We start from the raw sequence: 23,808 nt of genomic DNA on the forward strand, positions 1-23,808 counted from the left end.
TACCACCCGATGGGTACCAAATTGGCGACATGATCAGAGTGACTCTAGATGAGATTGAGCAGTATCGAACTGAGCTGGCGGACAATGCAGCAGCCCTGAAAGCGCTGGATATGATCGAAGACTGTGAGGGCGATATTGAAGATGCTGCGATCGCCCTGGCGCTTCAAGCAGGACAAGAACCCGACCGCTCTGATCAGTGGCTCGATGGGTTAGCGAAACGCTGGCGCTATTTTCTGTGCCAAACCGGAATGAAGGATGCTTTAGCGGCAGGCTCAATGACGCAAGCCATTAAACTGCTGGCCGCGGAAACAACGATTCCGCCGTTGCTGGCGACTCCTGTAGTCATCTATGTCCTCAAGACAGGGGTGAGCGATTTTTGTAAGCCCCTAGAGGAAAAAATTTGAGATCCGGGCTGGTGCTGGGGGCATTGCTGGTCGGTGTGCAGTGGGTGGGGCTGTCTGGATTGGTTCGGGCACAATCAGATCCCGCTGAACCTATTTGTGCCAGCGAGTTGAGCCGCTCGATTGAGGCGATCGCCAATCGTCCGGCGTTTCAACGCGCTCGATGGGGAATCTTTATCCAAACAGCAGCACCCTTGTCGCTACGAGAAACGCTCTACAGCCGCGAAGGCGATCGCTACTTTATTCCAGCCTCGACGGTGAAACTGTTAACAACCGCAGCAGTGCTGACTCGTCTGGGCGCTTCATTTCAAATTCGCACGTCGATTTATGCTGTAGATCAGCCATCTGGTTTGACGGTGCTACACCTGCTGGGACGGGGCGATCCGAGCATTACCGATCTTGAGCTACAGCATCTAGCACGGCAGCTACGCGATCGCGGCATCACGCACATCGATCGGTTGATCCTCGATCATCGCTACTTTCGAGGGGATGCCATCCATCCCAACTGGGAATGGGAAGATGTGCAGGCCGGATATGGTGCGCCGGTCACCAGCCTGATCGTGAATGAAAATGCGATCGGCTTCAGGTTGGTGCCGCAGGCCGTAGGTCAGCCGTTGCGTCTGGTTTGGGACGACCCAACCGCAGCGCTCGACTGGCGAGTGGACAACCAATCCATTACGGTAGAGCCACCGAGTTCCGAGTGGGTTGAAATGTCTCGCGGTGGGACGCAGCCTGTGTTGCGCGTATTCGGGCAACTCCAGACGGGTTCTGAACCTGACTCTGTATCGGTTGCCGTTCCCAACCCCATTCACCATTTCGCTCAGCACGTTCGGCGGGCACTGGTTGCCGTAGGAATTGATGTGGCTCAGATACAGCTAGAGGCAGAGACCGACCAAATACCCAGCCGCGAGGTTGCAGCGATCGACTCTCCTCCGCTGGCAACGGTGTTAGTAGACGCCAACCAGGACAGCAATAATCTTTATGCAGAAGCGCTATTGCGGCAGTTAGGGACAGCAACGGCTGATTCATCGACCCTGAACGCCAGCCTTATGACGTTAGAAGACACGCTAACGACGCTAGGTGTGGATGCTGCGAGCTATGCACTGGTCGATGGTTCGGGACTATCACGCCATAACTTGGTGAGTCCAGAGGCCGTTGTCCAGACGCTACAAGTGATGTCGGATAGTCCCAATGCGGCCATCTATCGAGACTCGTTGGCGATCGCAGGCATCAGCGGCACGCTCCGCAATCGGTTTGTTGACACGCCCGTTCAGGGTAATCTGCATGGAAAAACGGGAGCCATGAGCGGAGTTGCAGCTTTGTCGGGTTACTTGCAGCCAACTCACTATTCACCGCTGGTGTTTAGCATTCTGGTGAACCAGTTTGAACAACCCGTGCGTGAGGTGCGACAGGCGATCGATGAAATGGTGTTGCTGCTAGCCCAACTCCGGTCATGCTAACGGCTTTGAAACTCGCTAACTCCAGTCTTCGCGTTGCCGTCTGCCTCGGCCTTTGTAAACCTGAATGGTTTGGTGGATTTCCCGAGTTTTTGTGAACAGAGCGTCTTCTGTGAGCTGCCACTGGCTCAGGATCTTGTCCAGGTCGGTCTGAATATCCCTTGCCCCCGGAAAGCCACAGTACCGCACCCGCAAACGTGCCAACTCGGCCAGGTTAAAGTCGGTTGGTTCGCTGTTCAGGAGGCTATTCAACGTTTGGCGATCGTCGCTCCACTGGGGATGATGTTGATCTTTAGAACTGGAGTTGATTGAACGGTTTGCAGAATCAGCCATAACGCCATTTGAAGGTTGACCGTTGTACGTAACCACCGCTATTAGTAGCGTACCTGATAGTGGTGACTTTACTATCTGCTTTCCCTAAAATTTAGCTGGAACTTGGCTGAGATGGCGATCGCTAGCAAGAACCAACGGCTGTTGTGAATGGGGTAGATGCTTCCAGATATAGCGTTGTCGTTCTATCGGCTTTTGCAGAATGGATAGACGTTCTAAGTAGTTTGTCCAACTATTAAGAATACTAAAATCCAGACACAGTTCGCCTATAGCCCAAGTCCGGTTTGTTATATTACAGCACACAAGTGCCTGAAACTCAGACGGGAAGCGCTTCGCAATCGGCTGGTATGCCAATCTTTCACCTAAGCATAGGACATTCGGAACCGTGGTAGATCACCTTGAACCCTATCGGCGGATGGCTCGCTCCATTCGCTTTGTGCCTCCTATTTGGGATGCACGTCGATATCAACATCTGACCGAGCCAACCCCGGTCAGGTCTATACCGTGGGTGCCCATTGCTCAGGAGAACACGTCTCAGCCGCTGGCCGATCCGGAGCCATCGGTTGACCCATCGGCTCATGCGGAAGCTTTGATTCGTGCGGCTGTGTCCCAGCCGACTACGCTACCCATCATTTATGTCCTTCCAGAAAGCATTGGCGATCGCATCAGCAAATTAACCGATCAGGCTGAACAGGCAACCTATCCTGCACCGCAGCCGCTGGTGATGCCGCCGCCCAAGATTCCCCAACCCGACCCTAACTGGGTCGTTCCCAGTGTGGACGTACTGGTTAACGATCTGCACGAACCGCTGGAGCATAGGAGCGCAGGCGATCGCGAAGAGACAGGGGCAGAGTCCGAGAACACCGCTCCTGAACCAGAGTTGCTATCACCAACGGCTATAGATTCAGCAGATTCAGCCGCAACAAATGAGCCGCTAAGCGATCCCGTTGCCCACTGGTTTGGCTCGGTGGGTCACTACCTGGAATCGGTAGCGCACACGCTTGAATCTGGGTTGCATGGGCAGACAGAACCCGCTGCGCCCCCACCCAACCCGGCACCGTTAGAAACAGACGTTTGCCCGAAGTGTACGTCTGCTAAGGTACGCAAAAACGGGCGGCGTAGCGGCAAGCCAAAATATCGCTGCCAAAGTTGCGGGCATCAGTTTGCGAAAAACGAACCGGAACCCATACCCGTCAAGCCTGCTGGCAGACGCAGCGCTAAAGGGTTTGGAACGAAACGGTAACGCGATCGCCCCAGTCAAGAGCTTAAATCAGCGGTTTGGTCATCCATAGCGACTGCGGTTGGTATCCCAGTTTGGTGTATAGCTTCAAAGCGGGTCGATTTGAACAAAATACCTGTAGTCCCAGTTGGCGATCGCCTCGCTGCTTTGCCCAGGTTTCGGCACAGTGCATGAGCGCCGCCCCCACTCCTTGCCGCCGATGTGCTGGATTGACATATAGCAAAAAGATATGGGCATGGCGATCGCCCTCAACTTGATCAATCGCTGTACCGATCCACAAACAGCCAATCGGTGACCGCCGCTGAAGGCGATCGCCGCTGTTTTGGTCTGGCTCTACCCACCACAATGGGGTTTCGGCGGATAGGTACTGGTCAACCGTTTGCGCCAGATGGGCTAAGGCACGATCGCCATATAGCTCTTGATAGGTGCGCTGCATAAACTGAACCAGCAGCGCCCGGTCTAACCCTGATCCGCCGCGCAGTCGATATCCCGGAATCAATAACTCTGGTGCTCCCACTTCTGGATCGGCTGCGTCTGGTTAAGCGGTTACAACCGTGTCGGGTACTCCAACTGAACCATCAACCGGGGCAGAGGGTTGGGTGGCGATCGCGGAGCCATCGGGGTAATTAGCTTTCGGTTCCAGCTCCTCAATTGGGGCAGGTGCCACCATATCAGAGGGCAGAAAAATGCGTGCGCTCACTGCGACCAGCGCCACCAGAAACACCAGCACAATCAAGAACGGGGCAATGTATTGGCGAAAAATTGACATAAATGCAAGAAAAAGGAATTAATCTCTGGCTCTTTTCTATCCTAAGCGGTTTGGATTGCATCGTTGGTTGTTGCCGCTTGATCCACCTGCACGATTGCGTTCGTTACTAGGATGGGTCATCCTCTATGTCCAGTCCTGGCCGTAGCATGGTCAGGGTTTGCGATCGCCCCAATTGTCGTAACCACATCCACCCCACTACAGCCGTGATGAGGGCAACCCAGCCAGTCGTGGGTTGCAATAACAGGAAGCCACCAATGGCAAACATGGCACCAAACAGCAGCAATATTGCTGCCAGGACGCGCAACAAATCGGTTTTTAAGTCCTGTGCAGGTGCCAGGCCAGTACGTGCCCGCTGCTTTGCCCAGCCGAGTCCTCCCGGTCGGACTTTAGTATAAAATGCGTCCAGTGTTTCGTCTGTTTCAGGTGGTGTGAGAAACATCACGGTAAGCCACACAGCGGCGGTAATGGCAGAGGTGACTGTGAGGCGCAGGCCAAAATCGTCAATGCGTAGGGCTGGAGCGATACTGGTGCTGAGGCCAATGATAAAACCACTGAGCATTGCAGCCATTTCAGCCGCCGCATTGATTCGCCACCAAAACCAGCGCAAAATTAGGACCAACCCTGGGCCAGTGCCAATGGCAATCACTAACTGAAACACTGTTGTGACATCTTCGGCAAAAAACGCGGCGATCGCCCCCAGTGCGGTTACAAGAACAGAGGCTCCCCGACCCGCCGATACTAACTCTGCTTGTGTGGCATTAGGTCTGAAGAAGCGGTTGTAGAGATCAAGGGTCAGGTAAGACGCTCCCCAATTGATCAAGGTTGAGACCGTACTCATAAAGGCGGCTAACAGCGATGCCACCACTAGACCCAATGCGGCAGGCGGCAGAAAATCGAGCATTAGCCTGGGATAACCTAGCTCTCGATCGTCTAGGTCGGGATAGAGGGCGATCGCCGCCAGGGCAACCACAATCCAGGGCCAGGTACGAATTACGTAATTGAGGATGTTGAAGCACCAGGCTGCCTTCTCCGCTTCCGCTTCACTTTTGGTTGCGGCTAAGCGTTGAATAAATTCGCCGCCCCCATCGCTCCGCCGAAACGACCACCATTGCACCATTGCGTAGGCGGCAAAAGTGGTGGCTGTAATGCCAGCCGTATCGCTCCAGCGCAGCCAAGCCCCGTCTACGCCGATCGTAAACGGGATGAACGACAGCACATCAATTTCGGTGGACTGCTGCGCCTGTTGCAGCAATGTACCCATGCCGCCCATGTGACCCACAGCAACAAAAGCCACCAGGAACGCCCCCACCAGCGCCAGCACAAACTGAAAGAAATCGGTTGCAACCACGCCCCACAGCCCCGAAACGCCAGCATAGCCGAGGACAAGAACGCTCACGCCAATCACGCTCCAGATCTTGAGGTTGTCGCCCGGTGTCATTCCCAGGCTTTGCCAAATTTCGAGAGCGTCGATCGCTTTTGTCATGGCCAGCATGGCATAACCGATGCCGATGCAGTTGATGGGTACGGCAAACAGAAACGCTTTTGTACCACGCAGCACCGCTGCCATCCGTCCGCCGTATCGCATTTCGGTTAGCTCGGCATCGGTCACAATTTCTGAGCGTCGCCACATTTTGGCGAAGATATAAATCATGATCAAGTGGGTGATGCCAAAACTCCACCACTCCCAGTTGCCAGCAATGCCGCGACTACCGACCACGCCAGCAATGTAGAGAGGCGTATCGATGGAGAAGGTGGTTGCGGCCATGCTGGTTCCTGCGAGCCACCAGGGAAGCGATCGCCCAGACACAAAAAAGTCCACCAGGCTGTTTGAGCCTTTGCGAGACAGGTATAGCCCTACCGCCATTGAAAACACCAGGTACAGCAGGACAATCAGCCAATCCACCAGTTGCATAGCGCCTCACGCATGATTGCATTCAGTCATCTTGCCATAGTGCTGTCACATTTCTGACCCATCCCCATCCGAGCGGACTGCATCGAGCGGGTGAGATCGTCACAGAACGGTGGTTGCAGATAGTTGAACGTTCAAGCACTGAAAAACCAGACTCAAATTAATGATTGAGCCTGGTTCCTGGAGCAATTAATTTATGGATGGGTTCGTCTAACTGATGGCCGAACGGTTGGGTTGTGCGGACGGGCTATCGACCAGCGTAGTCTCGCCATACGCCCACTAGAATTCCTTGAATAAGGACATCCTCTGCTTTCACCTCAATGGGTTTGTAATTAGAGTTGGCTGGTTTCAGGGTAACTTGATCCTGTTCACGGTAGAAATACTTCAGGGTGTTGCCGTAGCCATCCACCCTGGCCGCTACTATCAAGCCATTCTTGAGGCGATCGGGTTCTTGTACGGGTCGCATAATCGCGTAGTCGCCATCGGCGATCATCGCATCGATCATGCTATCTCCATTCACCCGTAGCGCATAGTCTTGAACCTGAAGCGGTAAACCAGAGATGCTGAGATATTCGGTGTCTGTGGTTGCAGGTTCATGCACTTCACCCGCAAATACCTCACCCTTGATGGGCACACCCTGCACCAGTGCTTTCAGAAGCCGAATGGTGCGGGCTTTTCCCTCGGTCCAATCGATGTATCCCTTTGCGCGTAAATGCTCCAATCGACTTTGGATTGGGGCGGGGGACTTCAAGCCCATCGCTTTCATCATTTGCCGAATGGATGGAGAATGCTGGTTTTGCCGGATGTAATCAACCAGCCAGTCGTAAAGTTGCTGCTGGACTTCAGTTAGGCGTTCCATAAAAATATACGATTAAATACATAGGGTGTGCCCTAGAACACTTGTACCATCATATTGGCTCTACTGTCTAGCCCTTGCATCAAAAAACTTAATTCAAGCTGCCGCGTTTCATCTGCTCTCGTTCCATTGCTTCAAACAATGCCCGAAAGTTTCCTTCTCCAAATCCCTGGGCTTGACCGCAGCGATCGTTGATTTGGTAAGTCTGCCGTTCAATGAATTCAAAGAAAAACGTTGGTTGATCAAAAATAGGCTGGGTAAACGTTTGCAGTAGGGTTGCCTGCGGTAGTTCGGGTTGCCAATCCACCAGGATTTGCTGTGCTGCGATCGCTTCCCACGCCTGCACCGAGAGCGGAAACCCAGGACGCTGTTTGAGCTGTTCGTAGTACGTCACCGGAACATGGAGAAACGCCATACCCATCTGTCGTAGCTGGGCGATCGCCTGCACAATATCCACCGTTTGCAGCGCGATGTGTTGAATCCCTGCACCTCGGTTCAGATCCAAAAACTCTTGAATTTGAGAACCGGTAGAGGCGGGTTCGTTGATCGGCAGTTGGGCATTGCCGTCTGGATGAACCAACACCTGGCTATGCAGTCCTGAACGGCCAGTATGAATTGAAAAAGCTTGCTGCCGCTGAAAGCCAAATGCCGTCTCGTACCAGGCGATTGCCCGTCCCAACTCTCCAACCGGAACATTCAAGACCAGATGATCGATCCCCGTCCACGAAGCGACTGGGTGCGAATCAGCGGCAGGCAACAGCCCATCCCAGTTCAGCGTGCTGAGCGGGTGCCGATCTCGGTTCTCACGGTCGTTTTCAATGGCTAAGGGGATTGGAGCGATCGATCGCCGCCTTTCTACCAGCGTATGGCTCAGATCGCCCCAGCCAGATACCTGTGCCCAGCGGTTCCACCCCTGGGAATGGATTTGATATTGGATGGGGCAACGAACTGTCGCACCTGCTGCTGCCGCCTGCGCCACCATCGCCTCCAGGTTCAACACCTGAAACGCAATGTCTGCGATGCCCGGAGGATGCAACGCTAAATAGTGGGCAATGGGACTTGCCTGGTTTAAGGGTGAAGAGAGCAGGAAGCGAATTTCTCCCACTCCAATGGCTTCTGTCTGCGTATGGCTATTCGTGCTGCTGGCAAGGTGCCGAAACCCAAGCGTGTGAATAAACCAATGTCGCCACAATGGTGCATCTTCTACATAGAAGTGAACGTAGTCAATGTTCATTGCTTCCAATCTTTAGCCATCAGCTTGCGAAACAATTTTGCCTTGTTCATCCGTGTTCGGGGTCATTCTTCCGGCAGAATATTAGTTTTCTCAAAGAATAAGTGACGATTGGGTTACACCACTGGGGCTGCACGGCCATTGTCAGCAGAAGCCTCTGTGGTTCTGTCGAGAGGGGCAACAGAACGGCATCTACTGCTGGCTTGGGTCGCAGCATTTTGCTGCGATCGACCTTCAAACTACCATCATCTGGTGTCGAATGACGCAACGAAGCGGGTTGCTTCTTCCGCCATCCTGCTGAATATTACTGCAACCCTCAGGGCTTCGCTACAGCGATGCTTTTATCGATGCTGTTGGGCTGATAGTGGGCTGCTGAGTATTGATCCACATGGCGAAATAGCGTCAGGGGAGGAGTAGAGCGGCAGGTGAAGAATTCAACGATCGCCAGACTCTCGGATACTTTAACCTTGGGAGACAGATCTTTAGGCGGGTCGGCTCGCCACTGCCACTGAAGTTGGGCAGGAACCGTATCAATAAGATGGTGGTGGCTCCAGGTGCGGCGTTGACCCAGGGCACCAAATTCTTGCAGTTCTCGCCGCAAAACAGACGCAATGACAAAGGAAGCCGGAGAGCGATCGCCCTCAATGGCCTCCATAAAGTACTTGAGTGCCCCGGCGGGTTGAGGTGGCTTTGACAAACTGCCGCTAGTTTCCAATGCTTTTTCGAGATGAGCCATAACGCCAAAGGCTTCAGGCACTGCCCAAACCAGGCCAATTCCGTCCTGCTGGGTACGATACAGGTAGCTAACCAGGCGATAGTGTGGCTTGAGCGTTAACCCAGGCAGTTTAAGTAGCGCTGCTCCGGGGTTAACGGTGCTAACAAACCATTCGCTTGCCTGACGGGTTGCGGGCACAACCTCCGCTTGTGGGACACTCCCGTGGGCAAAAATTCCGCTTAAGTCATCCAGCGATTCTGGTTCCGGAGGCTCCTCTGCTGCTGTTCCCTCCTGAGCTTGAACCGATGGCTCGGTGCTAGGCAGAGTCAGCATCATCTGGATGTATTGCCTGACCTTTTTGATTTTTTCCAGCGGAAATTTTTGAATTGACATGACCAGAGGGAACCCACGCAAGTGGACAACGTAAAATCCAATGGTGCAATGCAACAAGCTTTGGAACTGCCCTATGGCAGCACTGGGGGGCAAAGCGGTGCGCTCTGGAAGCAACGAGAGCTAACGAGCGTGATGCGACGCACCAAGGTGATTAAGATACTAACTAGTTTTCCCTGACTGGTCTGAGAAGTGTACTTCAGACGGTGGATGGATAATAAAACTAAGGATGGGTGGAGGTTGACGGCACACCAGAATCGAGTGTGGGTGCCGTTGGCCGCAGCCACATAACGCGACGCTGTTGGGGATCAACACGGGCGCTTTGTTCTTGCATCACGCTTTTTGCCTGTTGGGGATCAAACTGGCGGTTGAAGTCTGCCTGGAGAAGCTTGACCCGCGAGTCTAAAGTGGCTACTTCACCTTCCAGTTCTTGCAGTTTGTCGTGTTGCGCCAAATTGTAAGGAACAAGCCGAATGAGGGTTACACCCGCGACCAAAGCTAAGACACAATTCACCGCCACTTTTACGCCAACTTCGGCAGCTGCAACTTGGTGCGCTTGCCAGCGCTTGCGAACACGAGGTCGAAGAACGACTCGGCGCTTGGGTTGTTCAACGGTTGGGGAGGGCTGGCTGGAGTGTTTAAGTGCATTCATTTGTACTATAATCTTGTTTTAGCAGTAGGGAGCCTGATGAGTAAGATCCCTAGCATGACGAGCCGTTGCTGAGTGGGAAACCAGCGCTACAAACCCAAAGACTGGGCAGCATTTCTCACTAGTTGTACCCAAAAATGGTTAGATACACCCGATTTTTACTTCTCTTTAAGAGTTTCTCTAGAAAAACAACGTTAGCTGCTGTTTTTGGACGTTGCAATCAAAATAAGCAGAGAGCCTAAACTAACGTTGCTGTGAGGTCTGAGCTGGGCGCTTGAAGCGGCGATCGCCTCAATCGTCCTAACACTGACCTCACGGCAGGCTCTCTGCAAAATTACGGCAAACGTTTATTCGACAAAGCGAGCCAGAGGCTTGACTTACTTATAAAGTTCTGTAGCTAGCCGGAAAGCCATTACACCTGGAATCAGGGCAACAACAAGCGCTACAAAGATTTGAGTATCTGATAAGGCCATAATTACAACACTCCTAAACGTGTAAGCGAGGGTTTAAAACGCCACCATGCTCTTAGAGGAGGCAGGCATACGTTAATTTCACCAATGTCAAACAAATCAGTTCATTCTGGAATGCCTTTTTACATGATGTAACACAATGAGGCGAATAGCGCACCGAAATTGCGGTTTTTGCAAAATTTGGGGGTGAGTCCACGTATTGATCCACGTGTTAGTCCACGGTATCGGTGGTATCGGTAGAGATAGCTCGTTGAATCATCTTTCATTTGGGCGATGTCGGTTCGTCTGCTCACACCCTACGTTAGGAAAACTAATGGGCAGAAAAACTAATTGACCGTGTTCCTGGCTAAGAGATGGCGATAAAATCCCTGAGATTTGGTGTTTTTCCGGGTTGCTGATTCAGTCTCGTTATACTGAAGCCAAGATGCAAAATCTCTACAGATTACAGGCCACAGATTACAAGTAACGCTGAGGTACAGGGGCACAATCGTGGTTGGTGATAGTATTCCATCGGACGATTCAAAACCGACTCGAATTCAGTTCGAACGTCAGATTAGACGCCTTCAGCGAGATGTGTTGCGAATGGGGGCACTGGTCGAAAATTCATGCTGGCTGGCTCGAAAGGCTCTATTTGAGCGAGATTTGGACGCGGCTGAGCAAATTGCCATTCAAGATAAGCAAATCGATCAGTTTTATCGTCAAGTAGAGCTGGACTGTGTGAATTTAATGGCGCTACAGGCTCCCGTAACGCAGGATTTGCGGTTGCTCAGTGCCCTGATGCAGCTAGTGCGTGACCTGGAACGAATTGGTGACTATGCTGAGGATCTGGGCGAAATTGCCATCAAGCTATTTCCTTATCCAACCCATGACTGCATGGATCAAGTGCAGACCATGCTCGATCGCTGTCGGGCAATGGTGGCAATGAGTCTGGCTTCTCTTTCTAACCTGGATGCCCAATCGGGGTTAGATATCAAGGTGAAAGACGATGCGGTTGATTCGGATTATGAGCTGCTTTACGATTTGCTGGCGCGGCAAACTAATGTAGTTGGGCCAATTGAGCCTATTGTGCTGTTGGTGCTTGTGATTCGCTACTTAGAGCGAATGGCAGACCACGCTACTAATATTGGTCAGCGAGTGGCCTACATTGTTACAGGGCAGCGGCATTGAGTTTGGTTAAACCTTGCTAGTTTTTCCTGGATGGAGAGTCTGGTTTCGATCGTTCTCGGCAGCCTACTCCCCATTCCGCCTCGCTGCCAAGTAGAATACATCCTGCAATTCCCAACGCAGGTGCCGTTCTATGGATTATCGAGAAGCTGGGGTGGATGTGGAGGCGGGGCGTGCGTTTGTACGTCAAATTCGCAGCATGGTGGAGAGTACCCGTCGCCCGGAGGTGTTGGGTGGTTTGGGTGGCTTTAGCGGGCTGTTTCAGATCCCAGGCGGGTATCGTGAACCGGTTCTGGTTTCGGGGACGGATGGGGTTGGCACCAAGTTAAAGTTAGCCCAGCAGTGCGATCGCCACGATACGGTTGGAATTGATCTGGTCGCTATGTGCGTTAACGACGTGCTGACGAGCGGTGCTGAGCCGCTCTTCTTTCTGGATTATCTGGCAACCGGGCAGTTGAACCCGGAGCAGTTAACTCAGGTGGTGGCTGGAATTACGCAAGGATGCCAACTGGCCGGGTGTGCCTTGCTGGGAGGCGAAACGGCTGAGATGCCTGGTTTCTATCAGCCTGGGGAATATGATTTAGCTGGTTTCTCGGTGGGCATTGTGGAAAAGCAACATATCCTGGATGGGTCGCAGGTGCAGGTGGGCGATGTGGCGATCGGATTAGCCAGCCAGGGAGTTCACAGTAACGGCTTTAGCCTGGTGCGAAAAATTCTGGAGGTTGCAGGGGTGCGCCTGGACGATACCTTTGATTTTTTGTCGGGTAAAACGATCGGAGACGAGTTGCTAACGCCCACTCAGATTTACGTCAAGCCGGTGCTTGCGGCTCGTCAATCCGGGTTAGAGTTTCACAGCATGGCGCATATTACGGGCGGTGGCCTGCCCGAAAATTTACCTCGCTGTTTAGGAGCCGATCAATCGATTCAGGTTGAGACGAGTCGGTGGACGGTGCCGCCGCTGTTTGATTGGCTGGCGAAAACGGGTGCCGTTAGCACCGAGGACATGTTTAATACCTTCAATATGGGGATTGGATTTGTGGTACTGGTGCCGCCCTCCCAGGTGGAACAGACAATTCAGTGGTTCGAGGCGCAGGCGATCGCCGCTTGGGCTATTGGTGAGGTGGTTGTGGGGCAGGGTGCGTTAGTTTTGACGTGAGCCTCAGCCGATTCTGAATTGAATACACTGTTTCCAGAGCCGTATTCCAGAGCCATGTTCCAGAGCCGTGTCCAGAACCGTGAATATACCAAATCGGTGGACGAGACGGTACAAGGGCAAATAGTAGCTGTGGTCGAGCGGTTGCAGATGTTGCCAGCTTGAAGGAACCTGGATCGTAAACCTGCCAGGAGATCGTTGAACGGTTTGAGCAACTATCATCAACGATGTTGGATGCTGTTTGATTTGTTTCATCCTCTTAGTTTTGACTCAACTATCATGCGTTGGCTGAAAGCAAATTTACCGTATGCTCTGGCGGCGATTGGATTTGCCTGTATTGCATTACTGCTAACTCATGCCTATCAAATCTTAGAATTTGATACCGATGAAGGCATCAATTTGATGAAAGCTCTGCTGTATTCCCAGGGGTTTTCGCTGTATACCGAAATCTGGAATGATCAGCCGCCGCTATTCACCGTGTTGCTTGCTGGATGGTTTAACCTCGTTGGGCAGTCTGTCTTTTCTGGCCGTTTATTGGTTGTCCTATTTTCAATAGTGTTGCTGTGGAGTTTTTACCAAATCATTGTTGTTACGCTTGGTAAAACTCCGGCACGGGTTAGCACGTTCTTGTTAGTTATCTCCTGGTTATATATCCGGCTTAGTGTGTCGGTGATGATTGGATTGCCCTCTCTTTCGGTGGCATTACTTTCTTTGTATCTTCTGATTCTTTACCAGCAAAGAAGGGACAGGAGGTTTCTAATAATGTCAGCGGTTTTGCTAGCTTTATCGCTGCACATTAAGTTGATTACCGCCTTTTTTGTTCCGATTTTTGTTTTATATCTCGGCAGTTCTAATGGGTTTCTATATCGAGCAGCATCAGGTGATGAATTAAGTGGAAAAACAAGTGTCAAATCAAGCGATTTGATTCAGCCTATTCTGCTATGGATATTCAGTATTTCTATTACCTATGGGCTGGTGGGACTGGTGCTGAACTCGTTTTATCCAGAGCAGATTGTGCAAATTCATTTCGGCGAACGGGCAAAAGTCGTCGTTCAAAACTATGCAGATTTGCGCTATTTGCTCACGCTTTTAGGTCAGGATGCAAACTATGTCTGGTTAGGAGTACTGGGGGGGATCGCTGCTGGTGTGCTACGCCAGCGCGAAGGACTCTTGCCAATTGCCTGGTTTACGATCGCCTTTTTGTTGCTGGCAACGCACAACCCGGTGTGGTATCACCATTATTTATTTTTATCGGTGCCGCTGGTGTGGTTGTCGGCCTATGCTATTGCGATCGCGGTGCCCTTTTTTAGGCAAAAAAGCTGGCGCTTGCATCAATCCTGGAAACAGATGAGCAAACTCGGTTTCTCTGGCTTGGTGGGGGTGTTCGTTATTCTAACGGTGGTGGGAACGCCCGATCGATTAACGCGCCCCATTAATGATGTGCCGATAGACGATCGCCGGGTTGCTGAACTGGTAGGGCAGTATCGGCATCAAACCCACTGGGTTCTGACCGATCGCCCGGTATATGCCTTCGCGGCTGGACTTCCTGTACCGCCAGAAATCGCTGTGATGTCGAGGAAGCGATTCAATTCTGGGGCGTTAACCTTCGACGATCTGCTCACCGTTTTACAAACCTATCAACCTGAGCAAATTGTTCTGGCAAAATACATTAATAGGATCAAAGCCTACGACCCGCTGCGGAAGTATATCAACCAAAACTACGTTAAAACCTACCGCAACAAAGATAATCAGATCGAACATTATTTGAGTAAAACCATTGCTGCCCCCCTAAACGAGCTGCCGTAGGGCAATGGGTGCCAAAGCCCTGTCGCTTCTAGCGGGGAGTGGCGGAACGTTGAGCCTGTTGCAACAGTTGAGCCGCACTCTCGGCCCATTGGATGTTTCCCTGTGCTGTAAATAAGTCTCTGGCGTTGGTTAACACACGCTGCGCTTCGGTGTAGTTACCTTGACGCATAAATACTAACCCTGCTCCGTAGTAGGCATTGGGATAGTTGGGATTGCCTTCGGCAGCCCGCCGGAAGGCCGCCAGGGCAGCGTCTAAATCGTCCTGGTCGAGCAAGATCGAGCCAAGGCCATACTGTGCTTCTGGATAATTGGGGCTGATGGTTACTGCCCGTTGAAAGGCGGTTCTGGCCTGGTCAACTTGCTGTTGCTGTAAATACACCTGACCCAGATGGAATGCTGGCTCAGGTGCGCTGGGGCTGAGCTGTATGGCTCGTTGAAAGTGCGCGATCGCCGCTTCTAGCTGACCTCGTTGGCGCTGCACCAACCCCAGGTTGTAGTGCGCTAACCCCAGGTTTGGGTCTAGCTCGACCGCCCGCTGCAAATAGTCGTTAGCCTGTTCGTAATTATCTCCTTCTAGCAGTGCAGCTCCCAGGTTGGCATAAGCCAGCGCAAATCCGGGTTCCACCTGGGTCGCCTGGTAGAAAGCAGTGGCAGCGGGTTGCAGTTGTCCTTGCTGGCGCAGAGCCAGCCCCAGGTTGTAATAGGCTGGAGCCAATTGAGGGTTCAGCTCTGTTGCTCGCTGAAATGCAGCGATCGCCTCATTCAGTTGTCCTTGTTGAATGGACTGTAGCCCCAGGCTCAGTTGGGCTTCTGCCGCCTGAGTGCTGGATTGAGCTTGTGCCAGATGGTCAGGAGCGGCCAGGTGGAGGGGGGAACCGGACAGCGGCAGGAACCATGCTCCTGTGAGTCCGCCCATGAGTCCTAAACTGAAACGAAAGGGTCTCTTCATTGCGGTTGCGCTCCTGTAATGCAGTTTGCTTCTAGTAACACCAGGTTGTTGACGTTTAATACAGAACATTGGTTGATTAGTCGAGCCAGGGCAGGTCTTTCGGGTTGGTTTAGCCGCTCGATCGCCTGATTTGCTTCGGGTTGATATTGCATCAGCCAGCTATTGTTGGCGACGTAATCGGGTCGAAACGCGCCCCGTTGCAGCAGGATGAAGTCAATGGTATAGGTTTGGATAAACTGCTGGAGTTCACTTAGATCAGGACTATAGTGCGCTCGCAGCAAATCTACCGTCCGTAAGCGAATGCGGTTGTAATAACCCAGATGAAACGGCAGGGCATATTCCCGTGCGGTTAAGACCGATCGCTGGCTAAAGACGGCTAAATTTTCGGCCTCTGAGGCCAACGATGCCACGCGAATCGTTTTAGGTTGGTTGGCAAGAAATTCGTATAGTTCGGGCACCTGGCCTTGCACCAGCACATGTCCACTGTGGAAGACAAGCGGTATCCCCGGTACCACCACCGAAGCGATCGCAAATAGCCCAACAGCGGCGATCGCACCATATTGCCACCACCTGAGCCGATGCCAACGCTGGCGTAACAGCCATCGTCTGCCGGTTTCCAGCAGAATAGTGGCTACTATTCCAGCGGCAAGCGCCATTACCACTCGCAGGCTGTGCTGGGTATGGCGACTGGGAAAATAGAGCCGCAGCAACAGCAGGTGCGCCAGCGTAAACAGCACCACCGAGGGTATTAGCAGTTCAACCAGAACTTTGATTTCCTGAGATAGGTGTTGGGTCAGAGGAAAGCGGCGTTTGATTAAGGTCGGTAGCAGCAGGCTTAACCAGATCGTCGTTGGGTAGAACGGTGGAGAAATCCCTCGATTGCTCACAAGCCAGCGCTGCCAAAAGGGGACATTGAAGAAGGCTCCCCGTCCGTCCGCCTGAAATTCTGGCATCCACACCATTTGCGCCGCCGTTACCGTTGGCCCCAGTTCGCCCAGGTTGGGATGAGCGATCGCCAGTGTGCCCAGCGCTACGGCTAACCCGGTTAGCCAAAACAGGTCGTCTCTGCGGTCTGGCGATCGCCGCAAGCGCTGGTGTTCCCACCGTACCAGCCTTAGCGTCAATACGCCCCCTTCAACGGGCAGCAGAATCGGATAAAACAAGCCTTGCAGGGCGATCGCCAGCAAACAGGGAATCAGCGATGTCCAGATAAACGGCTTGGCCTCACGGTTTAACAAAAAATAGAGAAAGGCCAGCAGCAGTACAACCGGAAAGGCTCTGGAGGTTGCTGAAACCAGATCGCTTCCCAGCCACAGGCTTTGCGTCAAGATGAGCGAGGAAACGAACGCGCCAGCCGGAACGGCAAAAAGTTGCAGCGTTACCCCAAAGGCAAAGACGGCTGCCAGCACTCCTATGACTGGTGGCAATAGTTTAGCCAGCAACAATGGTTCAATTCCCAGCCGTGCCATACCCACGTAAAGAGCTTTAAAGCCAGGAGGGGCGATCGCCTGAAAATAATCGGCAATCAAATCATTTTGAAACAGCTCCGGATCAACCCAGCGTTGAAACCAAACCACATGTTGCCGTACGTCATCCTGCACCAGGTAGGGCGCACTAAATGCCTCCTGAAGATAGGCTATTCCAAAGTAAATGGGAACAATCAGGCTCAGCCCAAACCAAAGCCAGGTTGCCCGGAAGGATTGGGACGTAGAACGATGGAGCAGCTTATGGAGCATAGGAGCAGCAATCGGGTTGCACGCTTAGGGGCTAATTACGGCTTGGCTAATTACAAGTAGGGCTACGAACGTTGAACCATTCACGATTCCTGGTCGGCCTTATCCGCTTGCTTGGCACTCGCCTCCATAATGCAGGAAGTATTGAGCACAACCAGCTTTTTGTTTTTGAAGCGGGTGCAGCGATCGACCAGACGAGTTAAGGCGGGTGTGTTTCCCCGGGCAACCGACTGGACAGCCTGATCGTAAACGGGCTGGAACTGCCGTACCCATTCGTTGAGCAGGCGATCGCCGCCTTTGCGCGGAGCCGGGGTGCGGAGGTAAGCCCGGTCAATGAGCCAAAAATCGATGCCGTAGGCTTGAATAAAGCGCTGCACTTCTGCCAGATCCGGGCTGTATTCTGCCTGAAGTTGCTCGGTGATGCGCTGCCGGAGTTGACCGTAGTACCCCATTTGATAGGGCACCGAATGTTCCCGGGTGACGAGTACCGATCGCTGGGCAAAACTAGGAATGTCATCAGCTTCGGAACTGAGGGCTGCAATCAGCGTATCCTTGGGCTGGTTGGCAAAAAAGCGGTATAGCCCTGGAAAATCGCCCGATTTGTAGCGCGTATTGGGAAATTGATAGGCGATCGGCGACAACAGCAGCAGGGCACTGAGCAAAATAGCAGCGGCGATCGCGCTACTTCGACGCAGCCGTGTTCTGGACAGTTGCGGCTGTTCTGCCCAACGAAACAGAGCATCCAGCCCAACGGGAACAGCAACCGCAGCGGCCAGAGCGGTCAAAATAATTAGACTATTTTGCGAGTAGCGAGCCGGTAAATAGAGGCGAAACAGAACCGCATGAGCCGCGAAAAACATAGCCAGCGAGACGAGTTCTACCTGCACCAGCACAACCAAATGGCGCGATCGCCCAATTAGCGGAAAGCGATCGCGCCACTTTAATTCTGCCAGTAGTAACGCTGGCGCAACAAGGCAAAGCGGCATCACCCAAATTAACGCGCCACTGCGCTTGCCGCTGAGCCAAAACTGCCAGACATCTGGATCAAAAAAATCCGATCGCCCACCTTTATAAAATTCCGGCATGGTTCTAGCCAGAGACACTGAGAGCGGCCCCCCATACTCTGAAACGTCAAGGGCATAGGGCAGCATGACGCCACAGGCCACCGCCAGACCAAGGATGCACAGCAGATAGTCGCGGCGATCGGACGACAGTTGTAGCCTGCCATTCCACACTAGCAGCCGTAGAATCAGGGTTCCCGACATGATGAATACATAGTGTGGATAAAACAACCCCTGGAGTGCGATCGTCACCAGGCAGGGAATCAACGATTTCCAGAGGAAGGGTTTCGCTTCACGCCGCAGCAGAAAGTACAGAAACGCCAGAAAGATGGGGTACATAAACCCCCTGGCTGTTCCCGACACCACATCATCATGCAGCCAAAGATTTTGGTTGAGCAGCAAACTGCCGACAAACCCGGCAAACGGAACAGCCAGCAGTTCTAGGCAGAGGCCAAAGCAGAAGACTGTAGTGGCTAGCGTCAGCAAGATGGGCAGCAGTTTGTTGAACAGCATTGGGTTAATGCCAATACTGGCGGCCAAGCCATAGATGGCGCGATATCCAGATGGGGCGATCGACTGAAAATAATCGGCAATCAAATCATTGGGAAACAGCGTCGGGTCAAGGAATCGCTGCATCCAAAACACATGTTGCCGCGCGTCATCTTGAACAACATAAGTGTCACTAAAGGCTTGCTGTAACCCCATAATGCCAAACACAGCAGCAAAGGTGAGGCTCAGACTAAACCAAAAGATCAGGTGCCGTTTGGGAACGGTATCGGTTGCAGGGATAAACAGTAGGTGCCAACGTTTGACCAGCATAGCAGCAGCAAAATCAGCCAATTTAGTTTTGCAGAAACCCGCCCCAGGAGAAAGCCAGACGGATGAACCACTCAGTTCAGGTTAACTAATGAGGGTTGTGGACGCTAGACGTTAAATCATAGGGCCTGTGTGCCCAGGTTGGGGCATCATATTTCAACGAGATGGCGATCGCCTGATTGACCACCACTAGGGACTGGCAACCTTCACTGCCCAAAACTGGGTCAGTCTGCTACCGTGTTCTTTTGCGTCAATGAAAGTCTTCCTGTAGACTTTTGAAGACTTTCGCCTTAGAGCTAAGCAATGGTTGGTGTGAGAGACAAACTGGGTGGATTAGAAAGGCAAAAGAGGCTGCGATCGCGGCAATCATGGCTCAGCTATGCTGTCGTTGTCTTGCTCGTTTTGGGCATCTTCTTCCGCTTTGTCAACATCGATCGCAAAGTGTACTGGGTCGATGAGGTTTATACCTCGTTGCGAAGCTCAGGCCATACCCAGCGAGAATTGGTCAGGCAAATTTTTAACGGTCAAGAAGTGACGGTGGCCGATTTGCAAGCCTATCAACATCTCAGCCCGGATAAAGATTGGGGAGATACGCTTCAGGCGTTAAAGGGCAATGCCGAACACGCGCCGCTTTACTTTCTGCTACTGCGGTTTTGGATGCAAGCCTTTGGCAGTTCCGTCGCCACGGTGAGAACCCTTTCGGCTCTGTTTAGTCTGCTGGCCTTTCCGTGTTTATATTGGCTTTGCCGCGAACTGTTCGCAGCGCCTGCGGTGAAGTGGGTGGCGGTTAGTCTCTTTGCCATCTCGCCGTTGCATGTGCTGTATGCTCAGGAGGCGCGACAGTATAGTTTGTGGACGGTCATGGTGCTGCTGTCGAGTGCAACGTTGCTGTGGGCGATGCGAACTAAAACTCGTCGGAGTTGGATAGCCTATGGGGTCGCGGTGGCCTTGGGGCTGTACACCCATTTGCTGTTTGCCCTGGTGGCGATCGCCCATGCCCTGTATGTTCTGGTCATCGAAAAGCTACGGCCAACCCGTACAGTGTTGCGCTATTTGCTGGCATCTGGCCTGGGGGCGCTGGCCTTTATGCCGTGGGTGGTGGTGGTTGCTACCAGTATGCGCCAAATTCAAACGACAACCGACTTTTTAACCCGAAAACAATCCCTCTCTCGCTTAATAGACGGCTGGTTTTTGGATATCAACCGTGTCTTTCTTGACCTACAGCTCGGCTCGTTTAATTTTGTGTTGGTTTTGGTGGTGGCGATCGCTCTATTTGCCCTTTGTCGCCATGCCCCAAGGCGAACCTGGCTGATGGTGGTGGCGTTGATGGGGGTTAACTTCTTCGCCCTGGCGGTTCCCGACCTGGCTTTGGGCGGAATGCGATCGATGCAGGTGCGTTATCTAATTCCGTTTTATTTAGGAATTCAACTGGCTCTGGCGTATGGGTTTGCCTATTATGCCGTTCGGGTCGGTGCCTGGTGGCAAAAGCTGTGTCGGGTGGTGCTGGTCGGAATGATTGTAGCTGGCATCATTTCCTGCGTTAACAGTGCCCAGGCTGAAGTGTGGTGGAACAAAAGCCTACCCAAGTCTTCCCACTATCCCAGAGCGGCAGACATTGTGAATAAGGCCGATCGCCCCCTGTTAATCAGTGACAGTAACCCAATCGGCATGTTGTCGTTCAGCTATCTAACTGATAGTGACGTTCGTTTTCGGCTGGTGACTCAGCCCGGAGCGCTCAAGCCGTTTGATGATGTGGGCACAGTCTATGCCCTGACTCCCTCCAATCAACTCAAAGCCCGGTTAAAGAACAGGTTGAACTATCAAATGGTGCCCGTCCTGAAAAAGGATGGCAAACCCTATTTGTGGCAATTGCAGAAATCTCAAGAGGAATAGAAAGCGTCGCGATCGCAGCCATATCTATAGCCCCTAGACCGTTTGAACTGACCGTCTAAACTGGCTGTCTAAACTGATATGTGTAAACGGTGTCTTAAAGGGTGTTTGAAAAGTAACTTTTACGTCTCGGTAGGGGCGAAGCATTCGGTAGACATGTCCCGGTTGTTCCAGCCATCCTGATTCGAATGCTTCGCCCCTACACCCCACACCCATCTTGGCGAGACTGTGGCTCACTCGATTGAAAACTGCTGTAAGCCAGGTTAAGCACCGTCATCACAGGATTATGCTGCTTTACGGGCGATCCAGTACTTACTCATGAAGTGGGTTTCGGTGGTGACGGTCGTAAAGCCTGCCTTTTCCAGGCGATCGCTCATGTCGTCGTTGATGTAGTTCCGATAGTAAGGTTCATGGAACATACGGGCGAAATTTTCCATGGCTGGAGCCAGTTCAGGCGATTCGCTCATCTGCACCGAATCACAAATAATAAATGTGCCACCCGGTTTGACGACCCGATAGCATTCGTTAATCACATGCTGACGGACTGCGGCAGGCAATTCATGGAACAGGAAGACACAGGTAATCCCGTGGAAATAGTTGTCGAGATAGGGCAGTTCTTCCGCGTTCGCCTGAATCAGTTGGGGTAACTCCCCCGGAATCTCGGAAAGAACCTGGTTTGCCTTCCGCAGATATGCAGGCGATAGATCGACCCCAAATAATGACGCTTGGGGCAAGCCTCCCCGGAGCATCCGCAACGTGCGACCCGTGCCACAGGCCACATCTAGCACTTTTACCTGGTGAGGGGCGATCGGTTCAAACTCGGTTAATCCCTGCTTCAGCGGAGCCAGAACCCGTCGCCGCATCGCATCGGCAGAACCATTAAACAAAATCTCGACCTGCAAATCATAAAGATTGGCAGACTCATCGCTCAAATACCCATCGGTTTGATGGTGAAAGTTCTGGATGTAGTAACTGGGATAACCTTCGGTTTGAACCGTGGGTGAGAAGTCCTGGTAGCGTTTTTCGTTGGCTCGTTTCCAGATGTGGGGCATGTCCAGCCACAGCGTCGGGTAAAACCGGAAAAAGTCTTCCCAGGGATTATCAAACAGCAAACTGGTAGGATATACGCCTCGCTCAGCGTCCTGCCAGTCTACCTCTTGCAAATCGTTCAGCCGTTTCTGAATGTAAAACAACAGATCGGTTGGGATGGGAGCGGTTTTTTCTAGTTTGGGCGGAGACAATAGCTGTAAGAGCTGAGTACTAATCGTTTTGTGGGCAAGGCCGAAATAAGACTTACCTTGCTGAAAAGATTGATATGCCAGCTTTGTTAACGGTTCAGCAGCCATTCGTGAAATCGCTTCATTCATTCAATACGTTGTTCTTATTGTAAATAACTGTAACGAAGACGGGGTAAGTCTCAGGATTGATGATGGCAAACATTTACGTTGAGTTGCAGACGTGCCGTAATAGATTTGCCTCTGTAGCAATGCTCAGATACGAACAACTGATTTGAGCGATGTAAGGTGCATCCAGGGGTGTAGATGCTGTCAGGGACATTGAAAACCGCTCAACGCTTCATAATTGTGCTGAAGAATAATCACTTCGGGTACACTGCTACGGTTAGGGCTTGCCCTTGGCATTGTTTGAACCGCTTCACCTAACTGCTTGGCTTGGAAAAAGTCGTAGGAATTTGCATGTCGATTAAAAATTTAATCTTCACAGTTTTGCTGGTGTTTGTCCCCGTTTCTATCCTGGGGCATTTCCTGGAATGGGATGCGCTCGTTCTCTTTATTGTGGCAGCGCTGGCGATCGTCCCTTTGGCGGCCTGGATGGGAACGGCCACTGAAGAAATTGCTGTGGTGGCTGGCCCGTCTCTGGGTGGGCTGCTCAACGCCACCTTTGGCAATGCGACGGAACTGATCATTGCTTTTATTGCCCTTCAGGCAGGGCTGGTTGACGTGGTGAAAGCCAGTATCACCGGGTCAATTATTGGTAACCTGTTGCTGGTGATGGGGTTATCGATGCTGTTGGGTGGACTGCGCTATAAAGAGCAAGAGTTTCAACCCCTACTGGCGCGGGTCAACGCCTCATCCATGAACCTGGCTGTGATTGCCATGCTGGTGCCCACAGCGGTTGGCTTTACGTCTAGCGGCATCGATGAACTGACGCTGCAACGGTTATCCAGTTCGGTTGCGATCGTGCTAATTCTGGTTTATGGCCTGACCTTGCTTTTCTCCATGAAAACCCACAGTTATCTTTACGATGTGGGGGTGGCTGGCCTGGAGTCGGACGAACCTGGTGTAATTGGTGAAGCAGAAAGTCACTCCGCTGAGAAGCCAAACTTGTGGCTCTGGGTGGGAGTGTTGCTGGCAGCTACAGTATTGGTGGCGATCGAATCCGAGTTTTTGGTGGGTTCCTTAGAAGCGGCCACCAAGCAGTTGGGTTTAACTGAGCTGTTTACCGGGGTGATCCTGCTGCCCATTATTGGCAACGCGGCAGAACACACCACCGCTGTGGTGGTTGCCATCAAGAACAAAATGGATCTGTCCGTTTCGGTTGCGGTGGGTTCCAGTCTGCAAATTGCGCTCTTTGTTGCGCCTGTGTTGGTGCTGGCCGGTTTGGTAATGGGGCAACCGATGGATCTCAACTTCAACCCGTTTGAACTGGTGGCGGTTGCCGTTGCCGTACTGATTGCGAATTCAATTAGCTCGGATGGCAAATCTAACTGGCTGGAAGGGACGCTGTTGTTGGCGACCTATGCGGTTTTAGGATTAGCTTTCTACTTCCATCCGGTAATTGACGGACTCGGTTAAAGCATT

At 52.3% G+C, this 23,808-nt stretch carries 23 protein-coding genes; 10 read left to right on the forward strand and 13 right to left on the reverse strand.

Translation table 11 applies throughout. The features are described 5' to 3' along the window. Positions 1-29 precede the first annotated feature (29 nt). Both IQ268_RS04040 and dacB read left to right on the forward strand, forming a co-directional pair. Positions 30-404 (forward strand): hypothetical protein, encoded by a 375-nt coding sequence (locus tag IQ268_RS04040; protein ID WP_193875780.1) that lies wholly within the window; start codon positions 30-32, stop codon positions 402-404. Next, entirely contained in the window at positions 401-1,861 is a 1,461-nt protein-coding gene (dacB, locus tag IQ268_RS04045; RefSeq protein WP_193875782.1) for a D-alanyl-D-alanine carboxypeptidase/D-alanyl-D-alanine-endopeptidase, read from the forward strand. Before IQ268_RS04040 ends, dacB begins: the two co-directional genes overlap by 4 nt. Before the next feature lie 15 nt (positions 1,862-1,876). Here the strand turns inward: dacB and IQ268_RS04050 are convergent, their stop codons facing one another. After that, positions 1,877-2,191, reverse strand: coding sequence for a DUF3288 family protein (locus IQ268_RS04050; protein WP_193875784.1), 315 nt, complete (start codon positions 2,189-2,191; stop codon positions 1,877-1,879). Positions 2,192-2,573: 382 nt separating this feature from the next. Here IQ268_RS04050 and IQ268_RS04055 point away from each other — a divergent pair, with 382 nt between their 5' ends. Next, positions 2,574-3,431: an IS1 family transposase gene (locus IQ268_RS04055; RefSeq protein ID WP_193875786.1), complete on the forward strand. Its 858-nt coding sequence runs from the start codon at positions 2,574-2,576 to the stop codon at positions 3,429-3,431. Positions 3,432-3,453: 22 nt separating this feature from the next. Here the strand turns inward: IQ268_RS04055 and IQ268_RS04060 are convergent, their stop codons facing one another. The 6 genes from IQ268_RS04060 to IQ268_RS04085 form a co-directional block, all read right to left on the reverse strand. After that, a complete protein-coding gene (locus IQ268_RS04060) occupies positions 3,454-3,945 on the reverse strand; it encodes a GNAT family N-acetyltransferase (protein ID WP_339383490.1) in 492 nt (163 codons plus the stop codon). 21 nt (positions 3,946-3,966) lie between these two features. Beyond that, entirely contained in the window at positions 3,967-4,197 is a 231-nt protein-coding gene (locus tag IQ268_RS04065) for a hypothetical protein (RefSeq protein ID WP_193875788.1), read from the reverse strand. A 106-nt stretch (positions 4,198-4,303) separates the two neighbouring features. Next, the gene (locus IQ268_RS04070) at positions 4,304-6,109 is read right to left on the reverse strand and encodes a sodium:solute symporter family protein (RefSeq protein WP_193875789.1); all 1,806 of its coding nucleotides are present in this window, start codon (positions 6,107-6,109) and stop codon (positions 4,304-4,306) included. Positions 6,110-6,353: 244 nt separating this feature from the next. Next, the gene (lexA, locus tag IQ268_RS04075) at positions 6,354-6,965 is read right to left on the reverse strand and encodes a transcriptional repressor LexA (protein WP_193875791.1); all 612 of its coding nucleotides are present in this window, start codon (positions 6,963-6,965) and stop codon (positions 6,354-6,356) included. An 88-nt stretch (positions 6,966-7,053) separates the two neighbouring features. Beyond that, positions 7,054-8,196, reverse strand: a complete 1,143-nt coding sequence (hppD, locus tag IQ268_RS04080) for a 4-hydroxyphenylpyruvate dioxygenase (protein ID WP_193875793.1) — start codon at positions 8,194-8,196, stop codon at positions 7,054-7,056. Positions 8,197-8,509: 313 nt separating this feature from the next. Beyond that, the gene (locus IQ268_RS04085) at positions 8,510-9,301 is read right to left on the reverse strand and encodes a hypothetical protein (RefSeq protein ID WP_193875795.1); all 792 of its coding nucleotides are present in this window, start codon (positions 9,299-9,301) and stop codon (positions 8,510-8,512) included. A 48-nt stretch (positions 9,302-9,349) separates the two neighbouring features. Here IQ268_RS04085 and IQ268_RS32725 point away from each other — a divergent pair, with 48 nt between their 5' ends. Then, complete coding sequence (locus IQ268_RS32725; protein ID WP_255527138.1) at positions 9,350-9,478, forward strand: hypothetical protein; 129 nt, start codon at positions 9,350-9,352, stop codon at positions 9,476-9,478. Positions 9,479-9,521: 43 nt separating this feature from the next. Here IQ268_RS32725 and IQ268_RS04090 read toward each other — a convergent pair whose 3' ends face one another. Together IQ268_RS04090 and psaM are read right to left on the reverse strand one after the other, a co-directional pair. Beyond that, on the reverse strand, positions 9,522-9,950 hold the full coding sequence (locus IQ268_RS04090; protein ID WP_193875797.1) for a hypothetical protein: 429 nt from the start codon (positions 9,948-9,950) through the stop codon (positions 9,522-9,524). Between the two features lie 374 nt (positions 9,951-10,324). After that, entirely contained in the window at positions 10,325-10,420 is a 96-nt protein-coding gene (gene psaM, locus IQ268_RS04095) for a photosystem I reaction center subunit XII (protein WP_193875798.1), read from the reverse strand. Positions 10,421-10,906: 486 nt separating this feature from the next. On the opposite strand from psaM, the gene phoU reads away from it, so the two are divergent. The 4 genes from phoU to IQ268_RS04115 all read left to right on the forward strand — a co-directional run bounded on the left by phoU (position 10,907) and on the right by IQ268_RS04115 (position 14,540). Then, positions 10,907-11,584, forward strand: a complete 678-nt coding sequence (phoU, locus tag IQ268_RS04100; protein ID WP_193875800.1) for a phosphate signaling complex protein PhoU — start codon at positions 10,907-10,909, stop codon at positions 11,582-11,584. Positions 11,585-11,714: 130 nt separating this feature from the next. After that, complete coding sequence (gene purM / locus IQ268_RS04105; RefSeq protein WP_193875802.1) at positions 11,715-12,737, forward strand: phosphoribosylformylglycinamidine cyclo-ligase; 1,023 nt, start codon at positions 11,715-11,717, stop codon at positions 12,735-12,737. 18 nt (positions 12,738-12,755) lie between these two features. Beyond that, a complete protein-coding gene (locus tag IQ268_RS04110) occupies positions 12,756-12,899 on the forward strand; it encodes a hypothetical protein (RefSeq protein WP_193875804.1) in 144 nt (47 codons plus the stop codon). 114 nt (positions 12,900-13,013) lie between these two features. Beyond that, the gene (locus IQ268_RS04115; protein WP_193875806.1) at positions 13,014-14,540 is read left to right on the forward strand and encodes a glycosyltransferase family 39 protein; all 1,527 of its coding nucleotides are present in this window, start codon (positions 13,014-13,016) and stop codon (positions 14,538-14,540) included. A gap of 28 nt (positions 14,541-14,568) precedes the next feature. Here IQ268_RS04115 and IQ268_RS04120 read toward each other — a convergent pair whose 3' ends face one another. From IQ268_RS04120 to IQ268_RS04130, 3 genes are all read right to left on the reverse strand, one after another. Continuing rightward, a complete protein-coding gene (locus IQ268_RS04120; protein WP_193875808.1) occupies positions 14,569-15,489 on the reverse strand; it encodes a tetratricopeptide repeat protein in 921 nt (306 codons plus the stop codon). Further along, entirely contained in the window at positions 15,486-17,225 is a 1,740-nt protein-coding gene (locus tag IQ268_RS04125) for a hypothetical protein (protein ID WP_193875810.1), read from the reverse strand. The genes IQ268_RS04120 and IQ268_RS04125 overlap by 4 nt, the downstream gene beginning before the upstream one ends. 80 nt (positions 17,226-17,305) lie before the next feature. Further along, positions 17,306-19,102, reverse strand: a complete 1,797-nt coding sequence (locus IQ268_RS04130; RefSeq protein WP_193875812.1) for a hypothetical protein — start codon at positions 19,100-19,102, stop codon at positions 17,306-17,308. A 300-nt stretch (positions 19,103-19,402) separates the two neighbouring features. On the opposite strand from IQ268_RS04130, the gene IQ268_RS04135 reads away from it, so the two are divergent. After that, positions 19,403-20,992 carry a glycosyltransferase family 39 protein gene (locus IQ268_RS04135; protein ID WP_193875814.1) on the forward strand — a complete coding sequence of 530 codons (1,590 nt, stop codon included), beginning with the start codon at positions 19,403-19,405 and terminating at the stop codon, positions 20,990-20,992. A gap of 281 nt (positions 20,993-21,273) precedes the next feature. Here IQ268_RS04135 and IQ268_RS04140 read toward each other — a convergent pair whose 3' ends face one another. Next, entirely contained in the window at positions 21,274-22,356 is a 1,083-nt protein-coding gene (locus tag IQ268_RS04140; protein WP_228035066.1) for a class I SAM-dependent methyltransferase, read from the reverse strand. Positions 22,357-22,683: 327 nt separating this feature from the next. Between IQ268_RS04140 and cax the strand changes: the two genes are divergently transcribed. Continuing rightward, positions 22,684-23,802, forward strand: a complete 1,119-nt coding sequence (gene cax / locus IQ268_RS04145) for a calcium/proton exchanger (protein WP_193875818.1) — start codon at positions 22,684-22,686, stop codon at positions 23,800-23,802. The last annotated feature ends 6 nt before the right edge of the window (positions 23,803-23,808 follow it).

This window comes from Oculatella sp. LEGE 06141 (assembly GCF_015207605.1).
Classification (GTDB): domain Bacteria; phylum Cyanobacteriota; class Cyanobacteriia; order Elainellales; family Elainellaceae; genus Oculatella.